The sequence below is a fragment of the Calditerricola satsumensis genome (assembly GCF_014646935.1).
Taxonomy (GTDB): domain Bacteria; phylum Bacillota; class Bacilli; order Calditerricolales; family Calditerricolaceae; genus Calditerricola; species Calditerricola satsumensis.
Map to the genome: position 1 here is coordinate 22,395 of NZ_BMOF01000026.1, position 9,524 is coordinate 31,918.

A 9,524-nucleotide genomic window follows, 5' to 3' on the forward strand; every position below is an offset into this window, starting at 1 on the left:
TTACCCTCCTCGTTTGGACCGTTTTGCCTGCGAACCGCCGGGCTTCCCGTTGGTGCGGCGGCGGCGTCTCCTGCCCTTGCGCCCGTTCAGCAAGGAGACGCCCAGGACGCGCTCCAGCCCGTCAACCAGCCGACCCACCCGCAGCAAGATGGCGTTGTGATGCTTGAGGGCCAGCGCCTTGCCCAGGGCTTTGCCGCCGACGGTGAGCGCGGCGATGGCCGCCGTGAACAGCACGGTGATGACGGTGTGGGCCACCGAGCCTTCGCGGTACCCCAGGGCCGCCGTCAACTGGAGCACGACTGCTGCGCTGGCCACGCCGCTGACAATGCCGCAGATGTCGCCGATGACATCGTTGCAGAAGCTGGACACCCGATCGGCCTCGCGAACAAGAAAAATGGCCTGCTTTGCCCCTGGTATCCGCTCGGCCGCCATCGCCCTGAGCGGAACCTCGTTGCCTGCCGCCGCCGCCAGCCCGACGGCATCAAAGGCGATGCCGAGCAGGATGAGGCCAAGCACGATCAGCAGGCCGACGGTCCAGTCGACGCCGCTCAAGAGGGCCGTGGAGACAACCGTAAACAGGACGGTCAAGACCAGGGTCAGGAGGCCCACCGCAATCGAAAACCGTATCGCCCGTTTCCAAAACGCGTTCATCGCGGAAACCCCAACCAAAGCCCGCCGCGGAAGGCGGCAGGGCGTATGTACACATAAAAAAACACCCGCGGGTGGCAACACCATGGGTAAATACTGTGGCTTCAGGTCCAGTAGGTTTTCCCAAGCGGGCACCTGCGCGTCGCCGCACAGGCGGTTTCCCTTTACGCCCGCCTCGGCGCCGTCGCCGGACGCCGGACTGGATTACCACTTAGCCCACACTTTAATCCCCATGGTGCCTCGCCGCCAAGGCGAACAGTCTAGGAGCTTTCCTCGACAGCCCTGACACATTCCCTAGCCTCTTTTGCAGCACAGTTTTCATATAGACGGATTCGGTTCGCCTGGCCACAGCGAACAGAATCCTACGCCTATAATCCCACTGTGCCACTCAAGGCAGGCTACGCTGCACACAGACCGGGCGCATTCCGCCGATGGAGGCCTGCATGCAGGTTCCTCCCCCAAGCCGTAGCCGTTCGCTGCGGGCGAGACGGCCACGCACTTGGGCCTCCGCGGAAGCGGGGTCAACGCCCACATGCCCTTGTGGATCGCCCCACTTCCTTAACTCCCAGCAGCAGCCCAGGGTGGGGCGCCCCAAGCCACCACCAGGAACTTCATCGTTGTGCCCTTTGGCGGATTTTTAGCCCCGCCTTCAGGAATGCCGGGCTGACTAGAATACTGCGCCACCCGCATTCGTAAAGATCATTATAGCAAGAACCAGATCGATGTTCAACCCGAATTTTTGGAAGGTGTGCCGCGGCGCTACGCTTCCCGCGCCAACAGGTAATCGGCCAGCGCCGCCAGCACGCGCCCGTCGATGCCCGGCACCTCCAGCGCCGCCTTGGCCGCCTCCGTCAGGCGCGTCACCTCGCGCCGCGACGCCTCAAGACCAAGGAGGGCGGGAAAGGTCGCCTTGCCCTTCCGGCGATCGCTGCCCACCGGCTTGCCCAACTTGGTCGCATCGCCCACTTCGTCCAAGATGTCATCCTGGATCTGAAAGGCCAGGCCCAGATGCTCGGCGTAACGGGTCAGCGCCGCAAGCTGCCGGGCATCGGCGCCGGCAAGCAGCCCCCCTGCGCGGGCGCAAAAGACGAGCAGGGCCCCGGTCTTGCGCCGGTGGACGGCGCGAAGCTCCTCCACCGACACGTCCTTTCCTTCTGCCTCCAGGTCAAGGGCCTGACCGCCCACCATGCCCGAAGCGCCCGCCGCTTCGGTCAGCTCCCGCACCAGCGCCACAATCGTGGCCGGCGGGACGCCCCGCGCGGCGCTTTCCGCGGCGAGGATGCCAAAGGCCTCGGTCAGAAGGGCGTCGCCGGCCAGAATGGCCATCGCCTCGCCGTAGACGCGGTGATTGGTCGGGCGCCCGCGCCGCCAGTCGTCGTCGTCCATCGCCGGCAGGTCGTCGTGAATCAGGGAATAGGTATGAACCATTTCCACGGCGCACGCCGCCGGGAGCCCCGGCTCACTGGGGGCCCCCAGGGCTTCCATCGCGGCCAAAAGGAGCACCGGCCGGATGCGCTTGCCGCCGGCGAAAAGCGAATAGGCCATCGCCTCGCGCAGGCGGGGCGGGATGTCGCCGCGGGCCATAAGGCGCCGCATCTCGTTGTCCACGGCGTCGGCCTTGTCGCGCAGATACGCCGCCAGCGCCGCTGGCCTCACGCCTCATCCTCCTCACCGGTAAAGGGCACGAGGCGAAAGGCCCCGTCCTCTTCTTCCAGGAGCAGGTCAATGCGCTGCTCCACGTCGCGCAGCTTCTTGTCGCACCACCGGGACAGGCGCATGCCCTCCTGGAACAGCTCAATCGCCTCTTCCAGCGAAACCTCGCCGTCTTCCAGGCGCTGCACGATTTCCTCCAGGCGCTGCATCGCCGCTTCAAAGGTCAGTTCCGCTTCGGAAAGGCCCGTGGTCGCGCGTTTCGTTTCCATGCTGCACCCCTTCTTCAATTCCCCACACTTGACAATCGAGCCGCCCGTCTGCAAGGCGTACGGTCACCGCCTCGCCGGGCGCCACGTCGCGGACCGACGTGATCACCCGCTCCCCCGTCTCATTGTACACCATCGCATAGCCGCGCTGCAGGACCTTGAGCGGGCTGAGGGCGTCCAGCCGTCCCAGCAGGTGTCCGAAGGCCTGGCACCTCTCACGCAGGCGCAGAGCGATGGCGCGCTTCAGGTCGCGGTCGAGGATTTGCCAGCGGCTCCTTGCGGCGGCGAGGCGCTGGCGCGGAGTGGCGAGGGCCAGCTGGCGGACGAGGGCCTGGTGGGCGGCGCGCCGGCGTTCCAGCAGGCGGCCCAGCGCATCAACCAGCCGCCGGTCGAGCTGGTCGCGGTGTTGGAGATGCGGCTCGACCAGGCGGCGCGGATGGCGAAAGACGGGCGACTGGGCCAGACGGCGCAGGCGGGCACGCTCTTCGTCGACGCGACGCCGCAGCGCGGCGCGCAGGCGCTCCTCCAGGTGGCCCAGCCGTTCCGCCAGCTCGCGCACGTGGGGCACGGCCAATTCGGCCGCCGCGGTGGGCGTGGGCGCGCGCAGGTCGGCCACAAAGTCGGCGATGGTCACATCCGTCTCGTGGCCAACAGCGGAGATGACCGGGATGGACGAGGCATAGATGCTGCGGGCGACGATCTCCTCGTTGAATGCCCACAGCTCCTCGATGGAGCCGCCGCCGCGCCCGACGATGAGCACGTCCACCTCCCGAAAGCGGTTGATCCGCTCGATTCCCGCGGCGATGGACGCCGGCGCCTCTTCCCCCTGAACGAGGACGGGGACGACGATCACATGGGCCAAGGGGTACCGCCGCCTCAAGGTGGTGAGGATGTCGCGGATGGCCGCGCCGGACGGCGACGTCACCACACCGATCCGCCTAGGAAAAGCTGGCAGGGGGCGCTTGCGATCGAACAGCCCCTCGGCGCGCAGGCGCTCCTTGAGCTGCTCATAGGCCAAAAAAAGGCTGCCGACACCATCGGGCAGCATCTCGCGCACGTATAGTTGGTACTGCCCGTCGCGCTCGAAGACGGACACCGCACCGCGCGCCAGGACGCGCATCCCGTCCTCCGGGCGAAAGGCCAGGTAGCGGTTGTGGGAGGCAAACATCACCGCCTTGATCCGGCTGGAAGCGTCCTTGAGGGTGAAGTACATGTGCCCGCTCTTGTGATGGGTAAAATTGGAAATTTCCCCGCGCACCCACACGTCCGCAAGGCGCTCGTCGCCATCCAGCAAGGCCTTGATGGTGCGGGTCAGCTCGCTGACCGACAGAACGGCCGGTTCGGCCACAGGCGTCCCCCCTCTCTCCATCCGGCACGGCGGCCCTCACCACGCCGCCTTCGCCTGCGCGTCGGCCGCCTCCACGGTGTTCTTGAGCAGCATGGCGATCGTCATCGGCCCCACGCCCCCCGGCACCGGCGTGAGGTAGCCGGCCACGTGCTGGACCTTGGCAAAGTCGACGTCGCCGACAAGCCGGCCGTCGGCCAGGCGGTTGATGCCCACGTCGATCACCACAGCCCCGGGCTTCACGAAGCGATCATCGACGTAGGCCGGCCGCCCGATGGCCACAACGAGGAGATCGGCCTCGCGCGCCACGGCGGGCAAGTTGGGCGTTTTCGAGTGGCACACGGTCACCGTCGCGTCCTCGCGCAACAGCAGCTGGGCCATGGGCTTGCCGACAATGTTGCTGCGTCCGATGACCACGGCGCGCTTGCCGGCCACCTCCAGTCCGGCGCGCTTGACCATCTCCAAAATCCCGCGCGGCGTGCACGGGACAAGGCAGCGGTCGCCGATGGCAAGGTTTCCCACGTTGAGGGGGTGAAAGCCGTCAACGTCCTTGTCCGGGCGCACGGCGTCGATCACCGCTTTGGGGCGGATGTGGGCGGGAAGCGGCAGCTGGACGAGAATGCCGTGGATGTCGCGGCGCTCGTTCAACCGGCGGACCGTCTCGAGCAAAACGGCTTCCGGCGTGTCGACCGGCAGGTGGTGCACTTCGGAGTGGATCCCCACCTCCCGACACGCCTTGGCCTTGGCCCGCACATACGTGTGGGAGGCCGGGTCGTCGCCGACGAGGACCACCGCCAGCCCCGGCACCAGGCCCCTTTCGCGCAGCCGGGCCACATCGCGGGCCACGTCTTGCCGAATCGCTTTGGCCATCGCTTTTCCATCCAGGATCGTCGCAGGCACCCTTGTTCCTCCTCCAATCCGGCTACACGTGGACGATTCACGCACGTCACTAGTGTAGCCCGCCGGAGGCGAGAAGTAAAGCCGAATAAAATCATTTATTCTTGAGCGAAATGTTCGTTTTTATACGCCATCCACCCCAGCAAGGCCACGCCGTACGCGTTGTCGCCGGAGTAAGTCGGCGAGGCAAAGGCCAACGCCGCGCCGACGGCCGGGTGTTCCAGTCGCTTCTTCAGGTGGGCGCGAATGTAGCCATTGGCGGCCACACCGCCAACGAGGAGCACATCTTTCGGGTAGCCCCGCGCGATGGCCTGCCGCAGCACCTTCTCCAACGTCTTGGCGATGCAGTGCTCCGCCGCGCGGGCAATGGCAGCAGGCGAAGCGGCCTTTTCGCGAATGGCGCGCAGGAGCGCCGTTTCCGGACCGGAAAAACTAAACGACAGCCCGTTGACCGCCGACGGCACGGCAAAGGGCTCCGCCGCCTCCTTCGCCAGCGCCTCGAGGTGGGGGCCGGCCGGAAAGGGCAAGCCCAACGCCACGCCGACGCGGTCGATGAGCTGTCCCGCGTACAAGTCGGTCGTCCCGCCAATGCGTTCCAGAGCAAAGCCCTGCCTCCGGCGGACGCACAGCAGCACGTCGCTCGTGCCGCCCGATACGTGGACCACCAGAAAGCGATCGACATCCAGCGTCCGGTCGGCGGTGGCCAAGGCGGCGGCGACGTGCATCTCCTGATGGGTGGTCGGGTAGAAGGGCACACCCCACATCCGCGCCAGGAAGCGGCCCAGCGTCGCCCCGACTTCAAAGACGGGCATGTAGGACCCCTCCTGCGGACGCGGGGCGACACTCGCAGCGACGGCCACGACGGAGCGCCCGACGCCCGCCGGCAGGCGCTCGGCCAGCGCGCTAAGCTGGCGCACGTGGGCAAACACCGCCTCCGATTGGCGCAATCCCCGCTGGCCTTCCGGAACGGGAAGCAGCTCCCGCACCTCGCCGACGATGCGCCCTTCCGCATCAACGGCGCACACCGAGGTGCGGTAGTTGCTCGTGTCGATGCCGAGGACAACCGGACCCACTAGGCCATGCCCTCCGACGGCTGCACCGCATCGGACGAACCGGCATGGGGCGGCGGCCCGGAAGGCCCCGGCGGGGTAGAGACGGGCTCCGCAGCGGCCTGCTCCGGTTCTTCCGCCGGCAAAAGGCCCTGTTCCCGCGCCACAGTGGACAGGACGCCGTTGACAAACTTGGGGGAAGCCTCGTCGCCAAAGGTCTTGGCCAGTTCCACCGCCTCGTCGATCGTCACCTTGGGGGGCACATCTTCGTGAAACAGAAGCTCATACAGCGCCATGCGCAAGATGGCCCGATCCACGGCGGCCAGGCGCTCCAGCGTCCACCCCCGCAAATGGCCGCGGATGATCGTGTCGATGGCTTCCCGATGCGCCAGCGTGCCGCGCACGAGCTGCTCCATGAACGAGCGGTCCCACGCCTCGCCGTCGTCCCCTTCCGGTTCGTCCTCGCCCTCGAGGGCCACAGCGCTGGCAATCGCTTCGTCCGGAGGCGTATGCCCCACGTCAATGGCAAACAGGCACTGAATCGCGCGTTCGCGAGCCAACCTCCGTCTCACCGTTCATCACCTTTTTCGATGCAGACTCGCCCCCGCCCTTGCCGGCGTCAGCGCATAAACTTTTCCGGCAAGATGCGGGCCAGAACGTCTCTGAGGTCTTCGCGATTGTCGTGCTTCTTCCCGATATGGTACCCCAAATAGACAATCGCCGCAAAAACAAGGGTGTCCCACCAGCCGACCGCCAGGTAGACAAACCCGATCACAAGCCCGCATGCCGTGCCGAAGAGCGCGCCTTTCCGCGACCAGGCCCACTCCAGCCACATCTTGCCCATGCCCATCCCTCTATTCGACGCGGCCCACGCGCGAGGCGGCTACGCCGGCGACGTGAACGGTCACATCCTGAACGGTCACGCCGGCAATGCGCTCCACGTGTTCCTTCACCGCCGCCTGCAGGGCCTGCGTCAGATCCGGAATCGGCGCCTCCCCGTCCACGGAAACGCGCAGGGCAATGCGCGTCCCGCTTTCGCTTGGCCGCACGCGGGCCTCCAGCTCGCGCACCCCGCGGATCCGGCGCGCCGCAGCGGCGGCCAAGCTTTCCAGGGCGTCGACAGCAATGCGCACATCCCCAAACGGCGTGCGTTGGTCAACGGTCAGCGGCGGCGCCGCCCGGCGGAAGGCCAGGTACAAAAACCGCGCGCTGGCCAAAAAGAGGAGGAGCATCGCGGCGCCCAGGACCGCCCGCGTGGCATCGCCGTCGGCCCACGGAACAAGGCGCTGGAAGACGATCGGATGGAGCCACATCGCGAGGGCGAACACGAGAAGGCTCAGCACGGCCACCGCCAGGCTGAACAGCCCCAACAGGAATCGGTCGACTCCGCGCACCAACCACCTGTCCCTCCCCAGCGAAAAATCCCCCTGTCGAGCAGGGGGTTACCGAACACGGGGCTCCTCCGCCCCTTCACGCTCCGCATCCTTCAGCTGCACGTCGACCACGTGCACGTTTACTTCGGTGACCGTCAGCCCGGTCATGTTCTCGATCGCCGCGCGCACGTTTTCCTGGATTTCCCTCGCCACATCGGGGATGCGGTACCCGTAGCGCACGACGATGGAGACGCTCACCGCCGCCTCCTTCTCGCCGACCTCCACGTTCACGCCCTTGGCAAAGTTCCTTCTCCGCCCGAGCCGCTCGGCAATGTCGCCGACAAAGCTGCCGCTCATTGCGGCAACCCCTTCCACCTCCGAGGCGGCCAACCCGGCGATCACCTCAATCACTTCCGGTGCAATGGCGATCTTGCCCAATTCCGTCCGTTCCACGCCCGGCACCATCGGTTCCACACGCCACACCTCCCTTGGTCTTCCCATTATAGCAGACTTATTGCCCCGTTCCAATTTCGTCGTCTTCTTCCACGTTGATCGGATACTTTTCGAGAAACTTCGTGTCGACGTTGCCGGCGACAAAGGCCGGATGGGAGAGCACGCGCAAGTGGAACGGGATGGTGGTGTGAATGCCCTCGATGACAAATTCGCTCAAGGCGCGCTTCATCCGCTCAATTGCCTCGCCGCGATCCTTGCCCCACACGATCAGCTTGGCGATCATCGAGTCGTAGTACGGCGGGATGGTGTAGCCGGCGTAGGCCGCGCTGTCGACGCGCACGCCGAAGCCGCCGGGCGGGAGGTAATAGGTGATGCGCCCCGGCGAGGGCATGAAGTTTTTGGCCGGGTTTTCGGCGTTGATGCGGCATTCGATGGCCCAGCCGTTGAACCTCACATCCTCCTGAGAGAAGGAAAGCGGCAGCCCCGCCGCGACGCGGATCTGCTCCTTGATCAGGTCGATGCCGGTGATCATCTCCGTCACCGGGTGCTCCACCTGGATGCGCGTGTTCATCTCCATGAAATAGAAGTTCCCCTGTTTGTCGAGCAGGAATTCCACCGTGCCGGCGCCGCAGTAGCCCACGGCCTTGGCCGCCTGGATGGCCGCTTGGCCCATCTTTTCGCGCAGCTCGGGGGTCATCACCGGGCAGGGCGCTTCCTCGATCAGCTTCTGGTGGCGGCGCTGCACGGAACAGTCGCGCTCGCCGAGGTGGACGACGTTGCCGTGCCGGTCGGCCATGATCTGGATCTCCACGTGCCGCGGCTCCTCGAGGTACTTCTCCAGGTAGACGCCGGGATTGCCGAAGGCCGTCTCCGCTTCCTTCTGCGCCGTGCGGATTGCCTTCTCCAGCTCCTCGCGGTTGTAGGCGACGCGCATGCCCTTGCCACCGCCTCCCGCCGTGGCCTTGACGATGACGGGGTAGCCGATGGCCTCGGCCGTCTTCACCGCCTCGTCCACGTCTTCCACCAGACCGTCCGACCCTGGGACGATGGGCACGCCGGCTTGGCGCATCGTCTCGCGGGCCACCGCCTTCTCGCCCATCTTGGCGATGGCCTCCGGGTTCGGGCCGATGAAGGTGATGTTGCAGGCGGCGCAAAGCTCGGCAAAGTCCGGGTTTTCGGCCAAAAAGCCGTAACCGGGATGAATGGCGTCCACGCCGGTGAGGGTGGCAACGGCCATCAGGTTGGTCATGTTGAGGTAGCTGTCCTTCGACGCCTTCGGCCCGATACAGTACGCCTCGTCGGCCAGGCGCACGTGCAAGGCGTCGGCATCGGCCTCGGAGTAGACGGCCACCGTCTCGATGCCCAGCTCGCGGCAGGCGCGGATGACGCGCACGGCGATTTCGCCCCGGTTGGCGATGAGCACCTTGCGAAACATGGCGGCATCCCTCATTTCTCAAGCCGCACCAAAAAGAGCGGCTGGCCGTATTCGACGAGCTGGCCGTTTTCCACCAGCACCTTGACGATTTCGCCGCGGCATTCGGCCTCGATTTCGTTGAACAGCTTCATCGCCTCGATGATGCAGACCACCGTGTCTTCCTTTACCTTGTCGCCCACCTTGACATAGGGCTCGGCGTCGGGTGCCGGAGCGGCGTAGAAGGTGCCCACCATCGGCGCGACGATCTTGTGCAGGCCGGCCTCGTCGTCGGCGGCATCCGCCTTCTTGTCGGCAGGCTGGGCGGGCGTCGCCGCAGCGGCAGGGGCCGACGGCGTCGCGGCTGCAGCGGGTGCCGACGAGGCAGCGGACAGGGCCGGGGCCGCAGCGGCCACTTGCGGCGCCGGA

Annotated in this window: 11 protein-coding genes and 1 pseudogene; all 12 read right to left on the bottom strand. The window is 66.3% G+C overall.

Annotation, left to right across the window (positions count from 1 at the left end):
• Nucleotides 1–651 carry a hypothetical protein gene (locus IEX61_RS07285; protein ID WP_188817368.1) on the bottom strand — a complete coding sequence of 217 codons (651 nt, stop codon included), beginning with the start codon at nucleotides 649–651 and terminating at the stop codon, nucleotides 1–3.
• 756 nt (nucleotides 652–1,407) lie between these two features.
• Entirely contained in the window at nucleotides 1,408–2,304 is an 897-nt protein-coding gene (locus IEX61_RS07290; RefSeq protein WP_229725764.1) for a polyprenyl synthetase family protein, read from the bottom strand.
• Nucleotides 2,301–2,570 carry an exodeoxyribonuclease VII small subunit gene (gene xseB, locus IEX61_RS07295; RefSeq protein ID WP_054673533.1) on the bottom strand — a complete coding sequence of 90 codons (270 nt, stop codon included), beginning with the start codon at nucleotides 2,568–2,570 and terminating at the stop codon, nucleotides 2,301–2,303. Before xseB ends, IEX61_RS07290 begins: the two co-directional genes overlap by 4 nt.
• A complete protein-coding gene (gene xseA / locus IEX61_RS07300; protein ID WP_188817370.1) occupies nucleotides 2,518–3,936 on the bottom strand; it encodes an exodeoxyribonuclease VII large subunit in 1,419 nt (472 codons plus the stop codon). Before xseA ends, xseB begins: the two co-directional genes overlap by 53 nt.
• Nucleotides 3,937–3,951: 15 nt before the next feature.
• Nucleotides 3,952–4,812: a bifunctional methylenetetrahydrofolate dehydrogenase/methenyltetrahydrofolate cyclohydrolase FolD gene (folD, locus tag IEX61_RS07305; protein ID WP_188817372.1), complete on the bottom strand. Its 861-nt coding sequence runs from the start codon at nucleotides 4,810–4,812 to the stop codon at nucleotides 3,952–3,954.
• 95 nt (nucleotides 4,813–4,907) lie between these two features.
• Entirely contained in the window at nucleotides 4,908–5,882 is a 975-nt protein-coding gene (locus tag IEX61_RS07310) for a tRNA (adenosine(37)-N6)-threonylcarbamoyltransferase complex transferase subunit TsaD (protein WP_188817374.1), read from the bottom strand.
• 140 nt (nucleotides 5,883–6,022) lie between these two features.
• Nucleotides 6,023–6,430, bottom strand: a pseudogene (gene nusB, locus IEX61_RS07315) (transcription antitermination factor NusB); the annotation flags it as partial.
• Between the two features lie 47 nt (nucleotides 6,431–6,477).
• Nucleotides 6,478–6,702: a DUF2273 domain-containing protein gene (locus IEX61_RS07320; RefSeq protein ID WP_373288434.1), complete on the bottom strand. Its 225-nt coding sequence runs from the start codon at nucleotides 6,700–6,702 to the stop codon at nucleotides 6,478–6,480.
• Nucleotides 6,703–6,712: 10 nt separating this feature from the next.
• Complete coding sequence (gene amaP / locus IEX61_RS07325; protein WP_229725766.1) at nucleotides 6,713–7,252, bottom strand: alkaline shock response membrane anchor protein AmaP; 540 nt, start codon at nucleotides 7,250–7,252, stop codon at nucleotides 6,713–6,715.
• A 48-nt stretch (nucleotides 7,253–7,300) separates the two neighbouring features.
• A complete protein-coding gene (locus tag IEX61_RS07330; protein WP_083463117.1) occupies nucleotides 7,301–7,705 on the bottom strand; it encodes an Asp23/Gls24 family envelope stress response protein in 405 nt (134 codons plus the stop codon).
• Between the two features lie 37 nt (nucleotides 7,706–7,742).
• Entirely contained in the window at nucleotides 7,743–9,119 is a 1,377-nt protein-coding gene (accC, locus tag IEX61_RS07335; protein ID WP_188817377.1) for an acetyl-CoA carboxylase biotin carboxylase subunit, read from the bottom strand.
• Between the two features lie 11 nt (nucleotides 9,120–9,130).
• Nucleotides 9,131–9,524: acetyl-CoA carboxylase biotin carboxyl carrier protein (gene accB / locus IEX61_RS07340; RefSeq protein ID WP_188817379.1), on the bottom strand; the 394-nt coding region annotated here is incomplete at its 5' end.

Coding starts and splice junctions, on each gene's coding strand:
- accC (WP_188817377.1), bottom strand. CDS start 9,119: ATGTTTCGCAAGGTGCTCATCGCCAACCGGGGCGAAATCGCCGTGCGC.
- IEX61_RS07320 (WP_373288434.1), bottom strand. CDS start 6,702: ATGGGCAAGATGTGGCTGGAGTGGGCCTGGTCGCGGAAAGGCGCGCTC.
- xseB (WP_054673533.1), bottom strand. CDS start 2,570: ATGGAAACGAAACGCGCGACCACGGGCCTTTCCGAAGCGGAACTGACC.
- xseA (WP_188817370.1), bottom strand. CDS start 3,936: ATGGAGAGAGGGGGGACGCCTGTGGCCGAACCGGCCGTTCTGTCGGTC.
- IEX61_RS07285 (WP_188817368.1), bottom strand. CDS start 651: ATGAACGCGTTTTGGAAACGGGCGATACGGTTTTCGATTGCGGTGGGC.